Annotated in this window: 19 protein-coding genes; 9 read left to right on the top strand and 10 right to left on the bottom strand. The window is 63.4% G+C overall.

From position 1 onward, the window contains the following. The first annotated feature begins 116 nt into the window (after window positions 1–116). On the top strand, window positions 117–1,151 hold the full coding sequence (locus ACIQC5_RS19100; RefSeq protein ID WP_400285959.1) for a LacI family DNA-binding transcriptional regulator: 1,035 nt from the start codon (window positions 117–119) through the stop codon (window positions 1,149–1,151). 56 nt (window positions 1,152–1,207) lie between these two features. Here ACIQC5_RS19100 and ACIQC5_RS19095 read toward each other — a convergent pair whose 3' ends face one another. Next, a complete protein-coding gene (locus ACIQC5_RS19095; RefSeq protein WP_400285956.1) occupies window positions 1,208–1,831 on the bottom strand; it encodes a LysE family transporter in 624 nt (207 codons plus the stop codon). A gap of 176 nt (window positions 1,832–2,007) precedes the next feature. Here ACIQC5_RS19095 and ACIQC5_RS19090 point away from each other — a divergent pair, with 176 nt between their 5' ends. Next, on the top strand, window positions 2,008–3,063 hold the full coding sequence (locus ACIQC5_RS19090; protein ID WP_400286239.1) for a DNA polymerase IV: 1,056 nt from the start codon (window positions 2,008–2,010) through the stop codon (window positions 3,061–3,063). 97 nt (window positions 3,064–3,160) lie between these two features. Here the strand turns inward: ACIQC5_RS19090 and ACIQC5_RS19085 are convergent, their stop codons facing one another. The 4 genes from ACIQC5_RS19085 to ACIQC5_RS19070 form a co-directional block, all read right to left on the bottom strand. Continuing rightward, window positions 3,161–4,405 (bottom strand): RNA polymerase sigma factor, encoded by a 1,245-nt coding sequence (locus ACIQC5_RS19085; protein ID WP_400285953.1) that lies wholly within the window; start codon window positions 4,403–4,405, stop codon window positions 3,161–3,163. 3 nt (window positions 4,406–4,408) lie between these two features. Then, window positions 4,409–4,768: a YciI family protein gene (locus ACIQC5_RS19080; protein WP_400267709.1), complete on the bottom strand. Its 360-nt coding sequence runs from the start codon at window positions 4,766–4,768 to the stop codon at window positions 4,409–4,411. 224 nt (window positions 4,769–4,992) lie between these two features. Continuing rightward, window positions 4,993–5,808: a class I SAM-dependent methyltransferase gene (locus tag ACIQC5_RS19075; RefSeq protein ID WP_400285950.1), complete on the bottom strand. Its 816-nt coding sequence runs from the start codon at window positions 5,806–5,808 to the stop codon at window positions 4,993–4,995. Window positions 5,809–5,907: 99 nt separating this feature from the next. Then, a complete protein-coding gene (locus tag ACIQC5_RS19070; protein WP_400285947.1) occupies window positions 5,908–6,438 on the bottom strand; it encodes a MarR family winged helix-turn-helix transcriptional regulator in 531 nt (176 codons plus the stop codon). Between the two features lie 166 nt (window positions 6,439–6,604). Here ACIQC5_RS19070 and ACIQC5_RS19065 point away from each other — a divergent pair, with 166 nt between their 5' ends. Continuing rightward, on the top strand, window positions 6,605–8,773 hold the full coding sequence (locus ACIQC5_RS19065; RefSeq protein WP_400285944.1) for an MMPL family transporter: 2,169 nt from the start codon (window positions 6,605–6,607) through the stop codon (window positions 8,771–8,773). Window positions 8,774–8,815: 42 nt separating this feature from the next. Here the strand turns inward: ACIQC5_RS19065 and ACIQC5_RS19060 are convergent, their stop codons facing one another. The 3 genes from ACIQC5_RS19060 to ACIQC5_RS19050 all read right to left on the bottom strand — a co-directional run bounded on the left by ACIQC5_RS19060 (window position 8,816) and on the right by ACIQC5_RS19050 (window position 12,087). Then, a complete protein-coding gene (locus ACIQC5_RS19060) occupies window positions 8,816–11,104 on the bottom strand; it encodes a PEP/pyruvate-binding domain-containing protein (protein ID WP_400285941.1) in 2,289 nt (762 codons plus the stop codon). 114 nt (window positions 11,105–11,218) lie between these two features. Next, window positions 11,219–11,713, bottom strand: coding sequence for a GNAT family N-acetyltransferase (locus tag ACIQC5_RS19055; protein ID WP_400286236.1), 495 nt, complete (start codon window positions 11,711–11,713; stop codon window positions 11,219–11,221). Between the two features lie 50 nt (window positions 11,714–11,763). Further along, window positions 11,764–12,087, bottom strand: a complete 324-nt coding sequence (locus tag ACIQC5_RS19050) for an ArsR/SmtB family transcription factor (RefSeq protein WP_400286233.1) — start codon at window positions 12,085–12,087, stop codon at window positions 11,764–11,766. A gap of 192 nt (window positions 12,088–12,279) precedes the next feature. Between ACIQC5_RS19050 and arsB the strand changes: the two genes are divergently transcribed. The 5 genes from arsB (at window position 12,280) to ACIQC5_RS19025 (ending at window position 16,829) form a co-directional block, all read left to right on the top strand. Next, complete coding sequence (gene arsB, locus ACIQC5_RS19045) at window positions 12,280–13,380, top strand: ACR3 family arsenite efflux transporter (protein ID WP_400285938.1); 1,101 nt, start codon at window positions 12,280–12,282, stop codon at window positions 13,378–13,380. Between the two features lie 18 nt (window positions 13,381–13,398). Continuing rightward, the gene (locus tag ACIQC5_RS19040; protein ID WP_400285935.1) at window positions 13,399–13,821 is read left to right on the top strand and encodes an arsenate reductase ArsC; all 423 of its coding nucleotides are present in this window, start codon (window positions 13,399–13,401) and stop codon (window positions 13,819–13,821) included. 27 nt (window positions 13,822–13,848) lie between these two features. Then, window positions 13,849–14,838, top strand: a complete 990-nt coding sequence (gene trxB, locus ACIQC5_RS19035) for a thioredoxin-disulfide reductase (protein ID WP_400285932.1) — start codon at window positions 13,849–13,851, stop codon at window positions 14,836–14,838. A gap of 180 nt (window positions 14,839–15,018) precedes the next feature. Further along, window positions 15,019–16,410, top strand: a complete 1,392-nt coding sequence (locus tag ACIQC5_RS19030; RefSeq protein ID WP_400285929.1) for an NAD(P)-binding domain-containing protein — start codon at window positions 15,019–15,021, stop codon at window positions 16,408–16,410. Further along, window positions 16,407–16,829, top strand: a complete 423-nt coding sequence (locus ACIQC5_RS19025) for a low molecular weight phosphatase family protein (RefSeq protein WP_400285926.1) — start codon at window positions 16,407–16,409, stop codon at window positions 16,827–16,829. Before ACIQC5_RS19030 ends, ACIQC5_RS19025 begins: the two co-directional genes overlap by 4 nt. A 6-nt stretch (window positions 16,830–16,835) precedes the next feature. Here the strand turns inward: ACIQC5_RS19025 and ACIQC5_RS19020 are convergent, their stop codons facing one another. Continuing rightward, window positions 16,836–17,693 carry a prephenate dehydratase gene (locus ACIQC5_RS19020; RefSeq protein WP_400286230.1) on the bottom strand — a complete coding sequence of 286 codons (858 nt, stop codon included), beginning with the start codon at window positions 17,691–17,693 and terminating at the stop codon, window positions 16,836–16,838. Window positions 17,694–17,837: 144 nt separating this feature from the next. Continuing rightward, window positions 17,838–19,250 carry an aldehyde dehydrogenase family protein gene (locus tag ACIQC5_RS19015; RefSeq protein ID WP_400286227.1) on the bottom strand — a complete coding sequence of 471 codons (1,413 nt, stop codon included), beginning with the start codon at window positions 19,248–19,250 and terminating at the stop codon, window positions 17,838–17,840. 161 nt (window positions 19,251–19,411) lie between these two features. Between ACIQC5_RS19015 and ACIQC5_RS19010 the strand changes: the two genes are divergently transcribed. Further along, window positions 19,412–20,053: a LysE family translocator gene (locus tag ACIQC5_RS19010; RefSeq protein WP_400285923.1), complete on the top strand. Its 642-nt coding sequence runs from the start codon at window positions 19,412–19,414 to the stop codon at window positions 20,051–20,053. Window positions 20,054–20,106 lie beyond the last annotated feature (53 nt).

The following is a 20,106-nucleotide window of genomic DNA, read 5'->3' as shown; positions in this document are numbered from 1 at the left end:
TTCAGGGGAATTCTGGCACTTCTCTGCGCGTCACGTCAAACGCTTAACGCGAATCGCGTCAAGCGCTTGATGCCATGGTGTGTTTCGGGGCTGTGCAACAACGCTACGATCGATGCATGGATACCCTGGACCGGCGCAACGCCCGCGCGCCCCGCGTGACGGCCGCCATGGTGGCAGCACGTGCCGGTGTTTCCACCGCCACGGTGTCCCTGGTGGCGAATGGAAAGACGCAAGGGCGGGTGTCCGAGGACAACATCTCCCGGGTTCGCGCCGCGATTGCCGAACTGGGTTACGTCGTGGACAGCATTGGAAGTTCCCTGGCCAAGGGCGTCAGTTCAATCGTCATTTTGGTGACCCCGGACGTCTCCAATCCGTTCTTTGCAAACGTCATTGCCGGGGTTCGCGAATCCCTGGGCACGGACTACCAGTTACTGCTCTCGGTCACTGACGCAGGACAGTCGCCACAAGCCGACGACGTCCGCAAGTTGCTGGCCCTCAGACCCGCCGGCCTGTTGGTGGGCGCCCCCAGTGCGGAATTCCTTGAGGATCTCTCGGCCGCCGGGCCCCTTGTGCTCCTTGATGCCCCGGGACTCGATTCCTTCGCGCCCTCCGTCAACCTCGACGTCGCCCATGGTGCCCGTGAGCTCGCACGGCACCTGGCGTCCCTTGGGCACACACGGGCCGCCTACGTGGACGGCGTCACCGGCACCGAGACCTTCCGGATCCGCAGGGAAGCGTTCCTTGAAGAAGCTTCTTCATACGGGATTGTGGTTGCCGAGAGTCACCTCATCAGCACAACCATCGACGTCGGTGCTGCCGCTGCCGCCTTCGCCGAAGCGTGGCCTTCGTGGCACGGCGCCGGAGTGACCGCCGTCGTCTGCGGCACGGACACCCACGCCTACGGTGTGTTGCAGGAAGCTCGCGTGGCGGGAGTTCGCATCCCTGACGAGCTGGCAGTTGCAGGGTTCGACGACCTGCCATATTCAGCCACCAGCAACCCCAGCCTCACCAGCGTGCACCTGCCGGCAACCCCGCTTGGGCGCAGGGCGGGGGAGCAGTTGCGGGGGCTCATGGAGGGCTTGGACTTAGCCGAACCGCACGTGACGCTGGACAGTTCGCTGGTGGTGCGACGGTCTACTTCCCTTCCCTAGAGGGCGGCGCTCATCCCTAGTGGGCGGCGCTCATCCCTGGTGGACGGCGCTCATCCCTAGTGGATGACCGCGAGCAGGATGCCGACCAGCACGAACAGGCAACCAAAGATCCGGTTGAGGACCTTCTGGCCGTGCTCATTGTGGGTGAACCGCTGAAATGACCGTGCTGCCAGTGCGAAGAAGAACCACATGACCATGATGTCGATGGCCAGGACCGTCGTCGTCAGCACTACGTATTGCTGCAACAGCGGCTGGTCCGGACGGATGAACTGGGGCATGAAGGCCAGGAAGAAAACGATCGCTTTTGGGTTGAGCAGGTTCACCCAGATGCCGCGCTGGAACATGGAACGAGCGGACTCGTTCTTCTTGCTCTCGACTTCTTCTTTGTCCAAATCAGGCTTGTGCAGGAATTGCCGGATGCCGAGGTACACCAAGTAGGCAGCGCCCGCGTACCGAATGACGTTGAAGATCACCGGCGAATTGGACACCAAGACGCCAACGCCCAGGGCGACGATCACAATGTGGATCACCAAAGCCAACTGCTGGCCGAGGATTCCCCAAATGGAACGTCGGAATCCCGAATTGAGCGAGTTGCTCATGGTGAAAATGGCTCCAGCGCCGGGCGTAAAACTGATCAGGGTACCGGCGCCAACCAGGGCCAGCCAAAGTGAAAACTGCACCACCTCAGCTTATGCCGGTGAGAGGGGTGTCTCGGACGCGTGGCTTCCTGACCTTGTTTGGCTGCCGGGGATGGGGAATGCACCCGGATTAGGTTGTCTTCCGCGGGATCCTGGCCCAATGAGGGTCAGGAAGCCACAGGTTAGGGCAGACTGGTGCCGTGAGCGGAATCCCTTGGGTGCTGCACGTCGATCTCGACCAGTTCATCGCGGCTGTGGAGGTACTCCGTCGTCCTGAGCTCGCGGGCAAGCCAATCATCGTGGGCGGTCGTGGAGATCCCACGGAACGCGCTGTAGTGTCCACGGCATCTTACGAGGCACGGGCGTTCGGTGTAGGTTCCGGGATGCCGCTCCGCATTGCCGCCCGGAAAGTACCTGACGCCATCATCCTTCCCGTGGATCAAGCGGCCTACCTCGCGGCCTCGGAAGTGGTGATGACCACCCTGCGCGCGCAGCCCGGTGCCACCGTTCAGGTGTTGGGATGGGATGAAGCGTTCGTTGGCATCGAAACCGAGGATCCGGAAGCGTACGCCAGGCAGATACAGGCTGCTGTGTTGGAACAGACGCAACTGCATTGCAGCGTAGGTATTGGTGACACCTTGGTCCGTGCAAAGAACGCCACGGATTTTGGCAAACCGGCCGGCATCTTCCGGCTGACAAAGGAGAACTGGCTCGAGGTCATGGGGAGCCGATCCACCAAGGAACTATGGGGCGTTGGAACCAAAGTGTCGCAGCGGCTTGCGAAGCACGACATCAACACTGTGGCGGAGCTCGCCGCGGCAGATCCCCAAGTCCTTGTCCCGGAGTTTGGCCCAAAGATGGGACCTTGGTACGCGCAGTTGGGGCGCGGAGAAGGTTCCAGCGAAGTGGACGACACTCCGTGGGTGGCCCGAGCACATGGCCGCGAGACTACTTTTCAGCAGGATCTGACAGAGCCTGCCCAGGTCAGTGACGCCATCAAAGAACTGGCGGCGCGCGTGCTTGAGGACGTTGTGGGTGAGGGGCGGCCTGTTATTGGGCTGACCCTCAAGGTCCGGTACGCGCCGTTCTTCACCAAGACGTACGGCAAGAAGCTTCCGGAGACCTTCGACCGGACGGAAGTCCTTGCCCAGGCCTTGGGACTTACAGCAAAGATCGAGCCGGACCGTCCTATCCGGCTCCTTGGATTGCGAGCGGAAATGTCCATGCCCGAGGAAGCCCGAAAGGGCCATACGCCGACGCGCGGCGGCTGGTAACGCCGTCGAGCGTGTCTTCCTGACCTTCTTTGGCTGGGGACGGCGGATTTTGAGAGCCAAACAGGGTGATTTTGGCCGCCCGCTAGTCCAAAGAAGGTCAGGAAGGCACGGCCCCCTCACCGTTCAATCCCGCCACTTTCCCCATCAAGTACCGCCGCTCCTGCAGGCTTCCCGTCTTCTTGGCGGCAGCGAGGTACGCGGCGCGGGCCTCGTTCAGGGAGCCCGACATCTCGAGCAAATGGCCCCGCACTGCATCCAACCGGTGCGACCGCCCCAGCATGGAATCCAGTCCGGCCAGCAACTCAAGCCCCGCAGCCGGCCCGTGCACCATGGCAACAGCGACAGCTCGGTTCAATGTCACAACCGGGTTCGGCGCCACAGCCTCAAGCACCGTATAGAGGGCGAGGATTTGCGGCCAGTCTGTCTCGGCGTCGGACGGCGCCTCGGCATGAACGGCAGCGATTGCGGCCTGCAGCTGATACGGACCAGGCCGCGAACGGCCCAACACGGAGGACAACAGCGTGATGCCCTCGTCAATCTGCCCGCGGTTCCACAGGCTTCTGTCCTGCTCGGCCAGCGGCACGGGCGTCCCGTCGTCGAGGGCCCGGGCTGGGCGGCGCGACTCAGTCAGCAGCATGAGCGCCAGCAGGCCAGTTGCTTCCAACTCACGCGGCGCCGCTGTTACCAAAAGGCGCGTGAGCCGAATCGCCTCCGTTGTCAGGTCCTCGCGTTGCAGGGACTCGCCCGAGCTTGCGGCGTAGCCTTCGTTGAAGATCAGGTAGAGGACGTGAAGTACGACGCCGAGCCGCGCCTTGCGCTCGGAAGCCGGCGGCATGTCGAAACGGCCTCCTGCCTTCTGGATCCCTTGCTTCGCGCGGCTGATGCGCTGACCCATGGTCGCTTCGGGGACAAAGAAAGCAGAGGCGATTTCCGCCGTCGTGAGTCCTCCCACTGCGCGCAGTGTCAAGGCGAGCTGCGACGGTGCTGACAGCACGGGGTGGCAGCAGAGGAACATGAGAGTGAGGGTGTCGTCGGTTTCCGAAACGGAGCTGTGGGAAAAATCGACGACATCCATGGCCGCAACGCGTTCTTCACGTGTGCGTCGGGCACTTTCGCTGCGCCAAAAATCAACCAAACGCCGGGACGCGACGGCCATCAGCCATGCCCTGGGGTTCTCGGGCAAGGCGGACGGCCACTGCAGGGCGGCTTCGAGAAGCGCCTCCTGGACAGCATCCTCGCAGGCATCGAACTGGCCGTGCTTGCGGGCCAGCACGCCGAGGACCTGCGGCGCCAAAGTGCGCAGCAGGTCCTCGATTCGCGTGTCCCGCGGGGGTTCGGTCAAAGGCTAGACCTCCGGCGGCCCATCCGGGATGGCGCGGAGTTCCACCACCTGGGAGTACTTGACGATGCTGGAGCAGATCTCAACGGCCCGTTCCTCGCTCGCGACATCCACCACCCAATAGCCAATGAGCGATTCCTTGGACTCCGCGTACGGCCCATCTGTGGTGATGACGCCATCAGGGGTCTGCTTAACGAGCTTCGCGGTGCTGCCGTCGGCCAAACCAGCGTTGAAGACGAGCTCACCGGACTCGGTCAGGTCCTTGTCGATCTGGATCATGAACCCGATCATTTCCTTGACCCACTCCGGATCGGCGGTTTCCATCATGCCCTCGGCCGAACCGAACATCATGATCATGTATTTCATCTCGAACTCCTTATGAAGTGGCGCCCTGATTGGGTGCTTTCACTCATGGGTCGGAACTGCGGGGAGTATTTCTACATGGTTGGGCAAAGTTTTTTTGGGGGAGTGTTCCTCCCTGACCTTTTTTGGCGGCGGTGCGGCCGGAATGTGACCCAAAGAGGTTGATTTCACGCCTCGGCAGCGTCAAACAAGGTCAGGAAGCCGCGCACTCTCACTCCGGAGCCCACTCACGCCCGGGCTATTACCTCGCCGTTGGGAATGAGGAAGTAGCCATCATCCGTGGCGCCCCAACGGTGCCAGCCCGCCGCGATCCGGGCGAGATCGGCCTCGTTGGCGAATCCGTACTCCAAGGCTTGTTCGGCGAAGGCGGAGTGCAGCACGCGTTCGCTCCAGACCCGGGACTGCCAGGCCCGCTGCTGGGCCGTGGCGTAGAGCCAGTTGCTGCTGGTGGGCGCGACCTGGGCGAAACCGGCCTGCTGCGCCCACGACACAAGGCGACGGCCGGCGTCGGGCTCTGCACCGTTGCGGCGCGCGATCTTCTGGTAGAGCTCCATCCAATCGTCGAGTTCCGGAACTGCCGGGTACCAGCTCATGCCGTGGAAATCGGCGTCACGTACGGCTACGATGGCTCCGGGCTTGGCCACGCGGCGCATTTCCCGCAGTGCGGCGACGGGGTCAGTTAAGTGTTGCAGGACTTGGTGGGCGTGGACGAGATCGAAGGATTCGTCTTCGAAGTCGAGGTCATAGATGTTGCCGGTGCGGAACTCTACGTTCTCCACGCCGCGCTCTGCTGCCAAGGCCGTTGCCTGGGCCACGATGTCCGCGGACCTGTCCAACCCAACCACCTGCGCGGGCGCAACCAGCCCCGCGAAATCGCAGGTGATGCTGCCGGGTCCGCATCCGACGTCGAGCACTGATGTCCCGGCGGTGAGATGGGGAATGACGAACGCCGCCGAGTTCTCGGCCGTCCGTGAGGCGTGGGCTCGGACAACCGACTCGTGGTGTCCGTGGGTGTAGACATCTTCAGGCTGCTGCGCGTTCATAGGGAAACGCTACAACTTCGGGGACGGATTTAGGCGGAACGCGGCACGCGAGTAGGTACCAGTTATTGCCCTCTTCAACGTTCCAAGCGGTGCGTGAACTTACTCAGTTGAGGCAATATCAGGCGACGGTGTCCGGGCCGCTTCCTCACGCGCCGCCATGGTTGCCTCCACCATGTCGGTCATGAAGCGGCGAACCACGTCCAATTCCTCGGTGGTGTACGCCCCCATGGCCTGCCCCATCCGAATCGCCAAGGGCATGAACATGGCACTTCCGTCACGGTAGGCCTTGGGCGTCATATGCAGCTGGACTTGCCGCCGGTCGGTGCCGAGGCGCTCGCGAACAACGTGCCCCGACGCATATAGCCGGTCCACCAAAGCGGTGGTGGCGGGGGAGCTGAGGCGCAGTTCGGTGCGGAGAACGCCGGGCGTCACCACTCGGCCCGCCGCAGAATGGCGCATGATCACGGCGAGGGCGTTGAGGTCCGTCCGGTGCATGTCGTTCCGGCCACCTGCTGCGTCAACGTAATGATTGGCCTCCAGCGTGAAGTCCTGCAGGAGTCGGACGAGGTCCTGGGGTGCGCCCGTTTCGGCGCCAGCTCCCGCAGGGCGCGGGACTGAAGGATCCGGCATGTCAGCCCTCCTGCCCGCGTTGTCTCCGTGTTTACTGCCCTCCGGATATTACTCCCAGCCTCACGGGAATCCGACATCAGCGCTGGGGTACTCTTGGAATACTTCCATGATAGAGATAATCTATGGTGGAATAAATAGTTCCTCGAAAGCCCCTGAAGAAGGACTCATGAACATGCAGAAAGTACCGTTCTGGCTCCGCTGGCTTGTGCCCGTGGTGCTGGTGATCACCTGGCTGGGCATCGCAGGAATTGGCGGCCCAACGTTCGGGCGCTTGGATGAAGTTTCATCAAACGACCAAGCTTCCTTCCTGCCTGCCGGCGCCGAAGCTACGGAAGCGGGGGAATGGCAGGCGAAATTCCGGGACTCCGAGGAAATCCCGGCCGTGGTGATCGTCGAAGGAGATATGCCCTTCACCCCGGCCCAGCTTGGCGAAGCAGCCGAGCTGAAAGCCGACATTGAGGCACTCAAGCTCGGGAGCGCCGTCGTCGGGCCCATACCGTCGGAAGACGGCAAGGCCGTCCAGTTCATCGTCCCGATTGCGTCCGCGGACGAGCTCCGGGAAGCGGTGAAGGAGCTCCGGGACGTGGTCCAACCAGGTGCTCCGGACGGCATGCGGACGTTTGTCACCGGTCCTGCCGGGCTGACCGCCGACCTGGTCAACGCGTTCGGCGGCATCGATGGCATCCTGCTGCTGGTGGCGCTCGGCGCGGTGTTCGTGATCCTGCTTTTGGTCTACCGTTCGCTGGTGCTGCCACTGGCCGTGCTCTTAACGTCCGTTTTCGCCCTCTGCGCGGCCATTCTGCTGGTCTTTGGGATGGCGAAACTGGGCTGGATCCAGCTGAACGGCCAAAGCCAAGGCATCCTCTCCATCCTGGTGATCGGCGCGGCCACGGACTACGCGCTGTTGTACGTAGCGAGGTTCCGCGAGGCCCTCACCCACACCGCCAACCGCACGCAGGCAGTCATCACTGCCTGGAAGGCGTCATTCGAACCCATACTCGCGTCCGGCGCCACCGTGATCATCGCCCTGCTCTGCTTGCTTTTCTCGGACCTGAATTCCAACAAGGCGCTCGGTCCCGTGGCGGCTGCCGGCATTCTCTGCTCTCTGTTCGCCGCACTGACACTCCTGCCTGCGCTCATGTCGCTCCTGGGCCGCGGCGCCTTCTGGCCTTTCCGGCCCAAGCTGCTGCCCGACGACGAACGCGAACCGGAGCTTATCACCGGACTTGAAGGGCAAAAGGGCCTGTGGCGCGGCATCGGATCGCTGGTCTCGCGACGGCCTCGCGTCGTGTGGGTTGCGTCGGTCCTCGTACTGCTGGTCGCCTCAGCGGGGGTCCTTCAGCTCAAGGCCAACGGGGTCCCGCAGACGGACGTCATCCTTTCAGCCTCCGATGCTGTGGACGGCCAGGACGCGCTGGCGCGGCATTTCGACGCCGGCAGCGGCAGCCCCGCCGTCGTGGTCGCCTCCCAAGATTCTGCGCAGCAAGTCCTGGACAGGGTCAAAACCGCCGACGGCGTGGGCGAGGCGTATCTCCTGGCTGAAGGCAGCGTCCCCATCACCGGAGCCCCGCGTACCCCCGCCGATCCAGCCATTCGGGACGGAAAGGTGCTGATCAACGCGACATTGGACTCCGCTGCCGACTCGATTGAGGCTGAAGAAGCGGTGAAGGCGCTGCGCTTGGCTGTCCGCGATGTTGATTCCGAAGCCCTGGTGGGTGGAGTGACGGCGACCGCGCTGGACACCAATATCACCGCGCAACGCGACCTGGTGGTGATCATTCCGATCGTCCTGGTGGTCATCCTGCTGATCCTGATGATCTTGCTGCGCTCGATTGTGGCCCCGGTGCTGTTGGTGCTGTCCGTGGTCTTGTCCTACGGGGCCGCCATGGGTGTTTCCGCGTGGGTCTTCAACGGGATTTTCGGATTCTCAGGTGCGGACGCCACGGTTCCGCTGTTCGGCTTCGTGTTCCTGGTGGCGTTGGGCGTGGACTACAACATTTTCCTGATGAGCCGTGTCCGCGAGGAGTCCCTGAAGCACGGGACACGTCCGGGAATCCTGCGGGGACTAAGTGTCACCGGCGGTGTCATCACCTCGGCCGGTGTGGTGCTCGCGGCCACGTTTGCCGCACTCGGGGTCATTCCCATCATGTTCCTCGTGCAGTTGGCGTTTATCGTGGCGTTCGGTGTCCTACTGGATACGATCCTGGTGCGCTCGCTACTGGTGCCGGCGGTGGCGTACGACATCGGGAACCGGATCTGGTGGCCAAGTAGGCTCGGATGGACGGCCACTCATGCCGCGGTGCCGGAACGTGACGAGGAACCTGCGGCGCGCTAGGCGCACGGGGTCTGACCGGGTGCTGGTGGGTTGGGCGGCCTGTCAATTGGTGGGGACGACGAAACCCGCGCCTCCATCCACGGTGACGCGTTGGCCCGTCCTGAGGCGTCGGGTTGCGTCGCCCGTCCCGACGACGGCCGGTATTCCGAACTCCCGCGCGATCAGGGAAGCGTGAGCTGCCAACGTTCCGCCGTCCGTCACCACAGCGGCAGCACGGGCGAAAAGCGGGGTCCATGCCGGAGCCGTGGACCGTGCCACCAGCACTTCGCCGTCGAGGAAACTGTCGAAGTCGGCCGGGCCTGTCAGCACCCGGACGGTTCCAGTCGCTCGCCCTGTACTGGCTGGATGTCCGACGATGGCATCTTTTGGACGCTCGAGGGAGGTTCTGGCTGCCTCGACGGCGCTGGCCACCGGGTCCGCGCCGAATCTGCCCGGATCGCCGAGGAGAAGCGGGGCATCAAGGAGCCGTTGACGATTCCATGTGGTGCGGCGGCTGGTCACGGCGGGGCGATAGTCGCGTGATGGGGCTGTGCTCGGGGCCTGGGTTACGGCTTCAGCCAGGGTGAGGAAATGGATGTCGGCCGGATCATCAATGGCACCAGCCTCGGTCACCCGTTCGCCGAGTCGCTGGGCACACTTGCGCAAAACCGGCCAACCGAGCGTGAAGTGCAGGGACTGCTCCTCACGAAGAACTGCGTAGTACTGTGCCATCGTCAGGAGGGAATCGAATCGCGTGAGCGCACCTGGGATATCCATGAGGGCATGCCGGGCCGCGGATTCGGCACTGATGCGCTGGGCGTGGATGCGCGGGGCGGGTAGGTCCAGGGCCCTTGCGTTGTGCAGATCGGTGGCGGTTGGGGTGTTTGGGTCCCGCTCGCCGGTTTCCCCAGCCGTCGGGTGGTACCAGTCAACGGAGTAGACGGCATGGGGAGCAGGGACCGGGCTGGTTCCGGTCAGCCCCCGCAGGAGTGCTTGATGGCCTGCCATACCCGCTGGTGTTCCGGCGAGGGGCCCGGCCAAGTGCTTTTGCCAGAACCTGGCCAGGGCAGCTTCCATTTTCCACGCCGATCCGCCAACGACGGACAGCGACCACAGATACCTTCCTGCCACATGGCAGATGGTGTCCACGAGCTCAACGAGCTCCTCCGGGGAAGCCGAATTTACCTCTTGTTCCGCGGCCGTCACGATCTTGCGGTACTCCGGTAGTAGCTCGTTCCGCCATTTGAGTTCCAGTCCGTGAAGCACTGCCCGGTGAGCGGCGGCCGGGTTGCGCGAGACCTGGAGGAGCGCGTTGAAGAGGAACCAGGGAAGGCGGCCCCGGCTGCTGACGATTTTCGGGACCACGACCCGCGGGGACGGTATGGGTGGGGCGATGTAATACCAGCCGTTGACTGAGGCGTACCGGAAGGGCATCCGAATGTGGACATCCTCTTCCATGCCATCGAGGTACCCGGCTTCGATCCGGGGCAGGAGCCATTCTTCAAACAGCGGAGTCATGGGGTCTGGCAGCCATTCACCCAGGCGGAAGTTTCGGGCCCACACGCCCGGGCCCGGAGCCGACCACTCGACCGGCTCCGGTAGAGCCGTCATGGGGCGCGCCTGCAGAAGGAACAAGGTACCGGCACTATCGATCGCCCATTCAATATCTTGTGGCATTCCTGCACGCTCGGCGACGCGGAGGGCCATTGACGCTATTTCCCGGGCTTGCTGTGGAGTGAGGGCGCCGTCGCTTCGGTCACAGATAGCCTCTTGGTTGCGGAAGGTCCATTGTTCTCCTATGGCCTCGCCGGACACGAGTGATTCCCCGAGGCCCTTGACGGCCGTGATGATGGTTTCCTCGCGGTCTCCAGTGATCGGGTTGGTGGTGAAGGCAACGCCGGCGGCATGGGATTGGATCATTTGCTGCACCAGTACTGCCATGGCCGGGCTTGCCTGATGTGTCTGGTCCGTTCCGCGCGCCGACTGATACGCCGAAACCCTCTCCGCGTCGGCGGCGGCCAGGCATTGGGCGATGGCAGACCCGAGGTCGCCCGTCTGGACATTAAGGAATGTCTCGTAGAGGCCTGCATAGGAGGCTCCGGGCAAGTCCTCTGCGGCAGCGGAGGACCTTACGGCGAATGGACCCGGGCCAATAAGTACTGCGGCGTCTTCCACAGCGCTGGAAATCTTGGGCCCAAGCTGTGCGGCGACCGTTGATGTCACCACGAATCCTGGCGGCACATTGAACCCTGCAGCGGCAAGGGCGTCGAGAGTGGCTGCTTTGCTGCCCAGCGCAGCCCGTTCCGCGCTTGCCCTGCCCAGCTGGGGAAATCTGTCCTCGGTGCCCGTCATTGGCCTACTCCTGGAGAGTTCTTCCTGTTCTCCAAGACGCTACTCTTCATTCCCGTCATGGATAGTGGGGCGTCGTCATTGATGGCTGGCGTGGACGCCTCGAGATGCCTGAGGTCAGATGGCAGCCGAGCGGCGCTCCAGCAAGAGAGTGTCGCGCCATTCTCCTGCGGCGGGGCCCGTGCTCATTCGAGCGATGCGCTCCCGTCGTCCCACGATGGAAAATCCTGCTGCCTGGTGAAGCCTAAGACTGGCCTCGTTCTCAGGAAAGATGCTGGACTGGATGGTCCAGATGCCGTGAGCCTCCGTGGACGCCGCCAGCGCCTGCAATAAACGGGCACCAAGACCCTGACCACGGGCTGCTTCGGCCACATAGATTGAGTGCTCCACGACGCCGGAGTACACCGCACGTGACGAAACGGGGGAGACGGCCGTCCAGCCGAGCACCTGCCCGTCGACTTCAGCCACGAGGCGGTGATCCTGAAGGCGGGTCGCGTCGAATTGCTCCCACTCGGGTACAGCCGTTTCAAACGTGGCGTGCCCGGATGCGATACCGTCCGCGAAGATCTCCCTGACCGCGGGCCAATCTTGCCGCGTCATGGAGCGGATCAGGACTTCCTGGGGCCTGGAGTGAGGCCGGGGGCTGGAAGCAGGCCCGCTTGTCACAGGCTCTCCAGAAGTCCGGCTGTCCGCTCCAACGCGCCGGGGACCATGGAGTAGTAAGCCCAGGTGCCGCGCTTTTCGCGATGGAGGAGGCCGGCGTCGACAAGGATTTTCAGGTGGTGCGAAACGGTCGGCTGGCCGAGATCCAGCGGCTCGGTGAGATCGCAGACGCAAGCCTCCCCGGCCTCTGCACCCTTGACGATGGACAACAAGCGGAGCCTGTTGGGGTCTGCGAGTGCTTTGAACACCGACGCCCGGAACTGTGCCTCGTAGGCATCCAAAGACGGCATGCCGGCGGGTTCGCAACAGGCATCGGGTGCCATGGACGGCTGAGCGGCAGCAGCCTCCGCCAGGGCGGCCTCCGCCGCCGAGGACGAAAGGGTTAGCGCAGATTTCATGTACCCATTATGCACATAGATTGACAATCATCGATATAGCTGGTGATACTTCTATATCGAAGTTTGTCAATCTAGTTCCCGCCCTGCAGGCAATGGGAGAAACCAGCCAGGAGTCCAGTGAGTACACATGTTGGGTCCGCGACCCTTGAGCGTGCTGGTGAGACCGCCGTCGTCGGAAGGCTCTCATGGGTGGACCGATTCCTGCCGGCCTGGATCATCGCCGCCATGGTGTTGGGTCTGCTTTTGGGGCGCCTGATTCCGGGCCTGAACACAGTCCTCGAAGCATTCAAGGTTGGTGAAGTGTCCCTGCCAATTGCGGTGGGATTGTTGGTGATGATGTATCCGGTGCTCGCGAAGGTGCGATACGACCAAGCACACCGCGTCCTCGCAGACCGCAAGCTGATGATTACGTCCTTGGTGATTAACTGGATCCTGGCTCCAGCATTCATGTTCGCGCTGGCATGGATCTTCATTCCTGACCTTCCCGAGTACCGCACCGGGCTCATTATTGTTGGGCTGGCCCGCTGCATTGCCATGGTCCTGATCTGGAATGACCTCGCCTGCGGCGACCGGGAGTCCGCGGCGGTGTTGGTTTTCATCAACTCCGTGTTCCAAGTGATCGCTTTCGGAGCGTTGGGCTGGTTCTACCTGCAATGGTTGCCTTCCCTGCTGGGGCTCCCCACTACCAGTGCGGACTTCGCCTTCTGGTCCATCACCGCCTCGGTCCTCGTCTTCCTGGGGATCCCGCTTCTCGCGGGCTTCCTCACCCGGACCGTGGGTGAGAGGGCCAAAGGCCGGGACTGGTACGAGGCCCGAGTCCTCCCGAGGATTGGTCCTTTTGCACTCTATGGTCTGCTCTTCACCATCACCTTGTTGTTCGCGCTGCAAGGTGAAACCATCACCTCCAGGCCCCTGGACGTGGTCCGCATCGCCCTACCGCTGCTTGCCTACTTCCTGGTGGTCTTCAGTGCAGGCATGGTGATCGGCCGCTTCCTGGGCCTGGGCTATTCAAAAACCACAACTTTGGCGTTTACCGCCGCGGGCAACAACTTCGAGTTGGCCATAGCCGTGGCGATCGGCACCTTCGGTGTCACCTCGGGACAGGCGCTGGCAGGCGTCGTCGGACCCTTGATTGAAGTACCTGTCCTTGTTGCACTTGTGTATGCAGCTCTCTGGGCGCGCAAGCGCTATTTCACAACCGCTGCCGTCGATGCCTGACCATAAGGGAGAAGTCTCATGACCACAGAAACCGCCAAGAAGCCATCCGTTCTTTTCGTTTGTGTCCATAACGCCGGACGCTCCCAGATGGCCGCAGCGTTCCTCACCACCCTCGCCCACGGCGAGATTGAGGTCCGGTCCGCCGGCTCGCAGCCCGCAGATAAGGTCAACCCGGCAGCCGTGGAAGCCATGGCCGAGCTCGGCATCGACATGTCAGCCGAGATCCCCAAAGTCCTCACCACCGAGGCCGTCAAGGAATCCGACGTGGTGATCACGATGGGCTGCGGCGACGAATGCCCATACTTCCCCGGTAAGCGCTACGAGGATTGGGTCTTGGAAGACCCTGCCGGCCAAGGTGTGGACGCAGTCCGTCCCATCCGCGATGAGATCAAATCCCGCATCGAGGGTCTGATCGATTCCCTCATTCCGGCCGCCAAATAACCCGACTTCCCGGATTAGGAGAGCCTCGTGAGCAACAACGTCCACACCGAGCAACTGATCATCATCGGATCCGGCCCCGCGGGCTACACGGCGGCCATCTATGCCGCCCGGGCCGGGCTGAACCCTCTGGTTCTTGCCGGGTCGGTCACCGCTGGGGGCGCGCTGATGAACACCACGGAGGTGGAGAACTTCCCCGGCTTCCCCGGCGGCATCCAAGGACCCGAACTTATGGACGGTCTGCAGGAACAGGCCGAGAAGTTCGGTGCACGAATAGTGTTCGACGACGTCACTGACGTTGATCTGAAACGCCACCTCAAGCGCGTGGTGACCGGCGCCGGAGAGACCCACGAGGCCCCGGCCGTTATCCTCGCCACCGGCTCCGCATATAAGGAACTCGGCCTGCCCGAGGAGAAGCAGCTCAGCGGACACGGCGTGTCATGGTGCGCCACCTGCGATGGCTTCTTCTTCCGTGAGCAGGACATCATCGTGGTCGGCGGTGGAGACTCGGCAATGGAGGAAGCGACCTTCCTGACACGGTTTGCGAAGTCCGTCACGGTGGTCGTGCGGAAGGACGAACTCCGAGCGTCCCGCATCATGGCCCAGCGTGCCAAGGACAACCCGAAGATCAGCTTCGCCTGGAACACTGCCATCACCAAGATTCATGGCGATTCAAAAGTCACCGGCGTCACCCTAACCGACACTCGCACTGGCGAAACCCGGGAACGGGCCGCAACTGGAATTTTCGTGGCGATCGGGCACCTTCCCCGGACTGAATTGGTAGCCGGACAGGTGGACCTTGATGACGAGGGCTACGTCAAAGTGGATTCACCCACCACGGTCACCAACCTCTCCGGCGTTTTCGCCTGCGGCGACGTGGTGGATCACCGCTACCGGCAGGCCATCACCGCCGCCGGAACCGGCTGCGCAGCGGCGTTGGACGCCGAACGGTATCTGGCTGCGCTCGAGGACGCGGCCAGCATCGCCACAGCATTGGTCGAAGAACCGACCCACGCCTGACCACTCGATAAGGGAGGGGGTGAGCTGGATGGACACCGGATGCTGCACCGACACGGGCTGCTGCGACGAGGACGAGCTGGACTGCTGCTGACAGCACAGCCCTGGCCTGCCGGGCCTACAAGGACCGGCAGGCACCCCAACCAAACCGCCACACATCAACGGATGGAACATGAGGACAGCATGGATTCAGTGAAGACCCTTCCCGTCGCCGTCATCGGCGCAGGTCCGGTAGGACTCGCCACCGCAGCCCACCTGCTCGAACGCGGACTCGAACCAGTGATCTTCGAATCCGGCCTCACAGCCGGTGCAGCAATCGAACAATGGCGCCACATCCGACTGTTCTCGCCGTGGCGGTTCAACCTTGACGACGCCGCTGTCCGCTTGCTCGAACCCACCGGTTGGCAATCGCCCCGGCCCACGGCGCTGCCGTACGGCGGGGAGCTCATCGACAACTACCTGACCCCCTTGGCCGCGATTCCCCAGCTCGCCTCCAGGCTGCAGACGGGGGCCCGCGTCATCGCCGTCACCCGGCAGGGCCTGGACAAAACCCATGTCCGGAACCGCGACACCACTCCGTTTGTTGTCCGGGTGGAGCACCAAGACGGCGAAGTCCGCGACTACACCGTGGCCGCCGTCATCGACGCCTCAGGAACGTGGTCTACCCGCAACCCACTCGGAACTTCCGGCCTGCCTGCCATCGGTGAGGGAGCTGCCGCGGAACGGATTTCCTCGCCACTTCCTGACGTCGCCGGTCGGGACCGGGCCACCTTCGCTGGTCGCCGTGTCCTTGTCGTTGGAGCCGGCCATTCCTCAGCCAACACCTTGATCAACCTTGCCGAGCTCGCCAAGGACGAACCGGACACACGCATCCTTTGGGCCGTTCGGGGCGCCTCCGCAGAGAAGGTCTACGGCGGCGGTGACGCTGATGGGCTGCCCGCACGCGGCCAACTCGGCTCCCGCCTCCGCCGCCTCGTCCAAGGCGGCACCATTGAACTGCACACCGGCTTCGGCATCGCCGCTCTGAAAACCCTCGACTCGGGCGTGACGGTTGAATCCGTGGACGGACGCACCCTGGAGGCCGACGTCGTTGTGCCCTGCACGGGATTCCGTCCCGACCTTGAGATGCTGCGCGAACTGCGCCTGGACCTGGACCCCGCAGTTGAAGCCCCCACCGGGCTGGGCCCACTGATCGACCCCGAGTTCCACTCTTGCGGCACGGTCCCGCCGCACGGTGCCAAGCTTCTGGCCCACCCGGAAAAAGACTTCTACATTGTCGGCATGAAGTCCTACGGCCGGGCCCCGACCTTCCTGCTGGCTACCGGTTACGAGCAAGTCCGCTCCGTCGCCGCAGCCCTCGCCGGTGACCAGGAGGCGGCGGACACCGTCCGTCTTGAACTGCCCGAAACCGGGGTCTGCTCCACCGACGCCGGCATCAGCTGCGACGTCCCGGCATCCAGCGGGGCGGCCGCAACAGACGCTGGCTGCTGCGCCGCACAGGAACCGATCCTCATTGGGATTCCCACCGGATTGGCTCACGGGCGCCAGGGCGACAAGGAAGAATCATCTGTATGACTGAAACCATGAAGACCCCTGCCGTCCTGTTCGTCTGCAGTAAGAACGGCGGAAAATCCCAGCTCGCTGCCGGACTGATGCGCGAGCTCGCAGGCGACACCGTCGTTGTGCATTCCGCAGGTACCAAGCCGGGGGCCGCCCTCAACCCGGAGTCCGTGGAGTCGCTGGTCGAACTCGGCATAGACATCGCGGGTGAGCAGCCCAAGTGCATTACTGATGACGTGATGGACTCCGTCGATGTGGTGGTGGTCTTGGGAACCGAAGCCAAGCTTGATCCGCCGGCCGGGAAGCGACTCGAAACGTGGACCACCGACGAACCCTCCGAGCGCGGCATCCAGGGCATGGAACGGATGCGCTTGGTCCGGGACGACATCAAGGCGCGCGTAGAGAAGCTTTACAGCGAACTTGCAGGCAGGTGACAGTGCTCAGGCGTTGACCGTCTGCCGTGCCCTGTAGCCGTCCGCTTCGTAGACGCCAAGCACACGCACTTCGGTAGTGAAGAACTCCAGTTCCTCCAGCGCCCGGCGAAGACGCGCATCCTCGGGGTGACCTTCGACGTCGGCCATGAACATGGTGGCCGAGAATTCGTTGCCCACCATGTAGCTCTCCAACCGGGTCATGTTGACGCCGTTGGTTGCGAAGCCGCCCAGCGCTTTGTAGAGGGCCGAGGGAACGTTGCGCACACGGAAAACGAAGCTCGTGATCGCGGCGCCGGGGAGTTTTTCCTTGCCGGGCAACTCCTGTTCCCGGGCAAGGACAACAAAGCGTGTGGTGTTGGTGGGGTCATCCTCGACGCCGGAGGCCAGCACGTCCAGTCCATAGAGCCTGGCGGCGAGCGGCGGAGCCAGGGACAGTTTGCGGGGATCGTTCCAGTCGCGCACTTCCCGTGCTGATCCTGCCGTGTCGCCTGCGATAACCGGCTTGAGGCCCGCTTCCCGGATGATCTTGCGGCATTGGCCCAGGGCATGGATGTGGCTGTGAACCTCCGTGGCACCCTCGATGGTGCTGCCCGGGATGCCCAGGAGGTCGAAGCGGATGGGCAGGAAATACTCCCCGACAATTTGCAGCTTCGACTGGGGGAGCAGGACGTGGATATCTGCCACGCGTCCGGCGATCGAGTTCTCGATGGGGATCATCGCCAAGTCCACGGCCCCGGTTGAGACCAGTTCAAACGCGTCCTCAAAGCTCGCGCAGGGAACGCTTTCAAGCTCCGGGAACATTTCCTTGCATGCGAGGTCCGAGTTGGCTCCGGGCTCACCTTGGTACGCGATCTTCTGGGACATGGTGCTCATGGTTTCACGCGGAGCCCCCAGCAACCCAACCGGGTCCACCCTGTGACCGGCAACCCAACTGAGTCGCAGTTGTGCGCGTTTTGAGGGGTCAAAACGCGCTCTACTGCGACTCAGTTGGGTCAGGAAAGCGGAAACTTAGCCGTTGATGATCTGCGGAACACCCAGTGCCTTGAGGCCTTCGGCGCCGAACTCGAGGCCGTAGCCGGATTGCTTGGCGCCGCCGAAGGGAACGCGGGGGTCCACCGCGCCGTGCTTGTTGATCCACACTGTGCCGGCCTGGATGCGGGATGCGACTTCGCGCGCGGCACCCAGGTCTGAGGACCACACCGAGGCGCCCAATCCGACGTCGAGCGCGTTCGCTTTGGCGACTGCCTCGTCAACGGTGCTGTAGCGGATGATCGGCAAAGCCGGGCCGAACTGCTCTTCGGCAACCAACGGGTTGTCGTTGTCGATGTCGGCCACCAAAGTGGTCGGATAGAAGTTGCCGGGCTGGTCAGTGTCCGGGTTCCCGCCGAGCAACACCCTGGCGCCCGATTCGCGAGCGGCTTCAACGAGGCGGGCCACGATGTCGTACTGTGCCCTGTTCTGCAGCGGCCCAAGAACATTGTTTTCATCCAGGCCATTGCCCATTGGCATGGCAGCAGCCACGGCCGTGAGTTCGGTGCACACGGCCTCGTACAGCGAGTCGTGCACGTAGAGACGCTTCAGGGCCGCGCAGGTCTGGCCGGTGTTGATGAACGCACCCCAGAACAGGCCTTCGGCGATGGCTTTGGGGTCGGCGTCGGGCAGGACGATGCCGGCGTCATTGCCACCCAGCTCAAGGGTGAGTCGCTTGACGGTATCGGCCGAGGAACGGATGATCGCCTTGCCCGTGGCGGTGGAGCCGGTGAACATGACCTTGCCGATCGCGTCGTGGGAAGCCAGTGCTTCGCCGACTTCGCGGCCGCCGGACACCACTGACAACAGGCCTTCCGGCAGTTCCTGATTGATGATCGAGGCCAGCGCGAGCACGGACAGCGGGGTGTATTCAGAGGGCTTGACCACCACGGCGTTGCCCATGCGGAGGGCGGGGGCGATCTGCCAGACGGTGATCATCATGGGCCAGTTCCAGGGACCGATGGCACCGACGACGCCGATGGGCCGGTAGTGCAGCTCGGCGTGGGTTTCGCCGTCGTCCACTACGGTTTCGGGGTCCAGCGGCGTGGTCGCGGTGGCGCGCAGCCAAGCGGCGCAGGCGCCGACTTCGAACCGCGCGTTCGGGCCGTTCAGCGGCTTGCCTTGCTCGCGGGAGAGCAGTTGGGCGAGTTCTTCTGCGGAGCGTTCGACGGCGTCCGCGGCCTTCATGAGCGCGGCGGACCGGGCGTCGTGGCCCAAGGCAGCCCACGCAGGTTGCGCCGCAGCGGCGGCTGCGATGGCGGTTTCGAGGTCTTCGACGGTGTGCACGGGCGCTTCGCCGACAGCCTCACCCGTTGCAGGGTCAAGGATGGTGCGGCTGTTCTGGCCGGTGGCCGGGGTGATCGAGGCCAGCAGGGCGTCGTAAGTCTCCATTGGTACTCCGCTCGGGTTGTAAGTCTTGGCGGCCGGTAAGGCGCGCGGCGATGACTTCAGTGTGGTCTGCGCCACTGCAACAGGTCTTGTCGATGCACGAACAGCCCTTGACGGGAAGTGAACGCTTTCGGTCCGGGGCGCTGTGTCGGATAATCGAGCTTGTGACTCTTGCTTCCCTGGCTGCCTTCGCCGGCCTCTGCCTCGTCTTGTCCGTGACACCAGGTCCGGACACATTCCTTGTCCTGCGCATCGCACTGAACAGGCCGAGTGCAGGCATTGCCGCGGCAGCTGGTTCCGCGGGTGCAGCGATTGTGTGGGCCGCGTTGGTGGGTATCGGCCTGGCCGCGATTCTGGAGCAATCGGCCGAACTGTTCCGCTGGCTCAAGATTGCGGGCGGACTGTACTTGCTGTACTTGGGCGTGTCTTCATTCATCAAGTCGCGCAAGGCTGCCAAGGCCGGCGTTGACGGATCCGCTGAGGAAGCTCCCCTGCCATACAGCCGGCTCTCGGCCTTGGGTGCCGGGGCATTGTCCACGCTGCTCAATCCCAAGGTGGGTTTGTTCTACTTGGCCGTGGTTCCGCAGTTCATCCCGCACGGCGGCGACACCATGGGCACATCCCTGATACTGGGCGTTGTGGTGGCCGTCATCGCCTTCGCGTATCTCTCGATGATCGCGGTTGTGGCGTTCAAGGCGATGCGGTGGCTGAAGCGCCCCAAGGTGAGTACCGTCGTCGAACGCACCAGCAGTGGCATCATCGCCGGGCTTGGTATCGGCGTGGTGGCGTCCGGCGCCACCAGCTAGCTGCCCGCTCGGCCAGCAGCGGCGGCCAGCAGCGGCCACCAAAGCAGTTACCA

This window comes from Paenarthrobacter sp. NPDC092416 (genome assembly GCF_044755025.1).
Lineage (GTDB): Bacteria > Actinomycetota > Actinomycetes > Actinomycetales > Micrococcaceae > Arthrobacter.
Note: the sequence above shows the minus strand (reverse complement) of the source record. Positions and strands in the feature narration are given on the sequence as shown.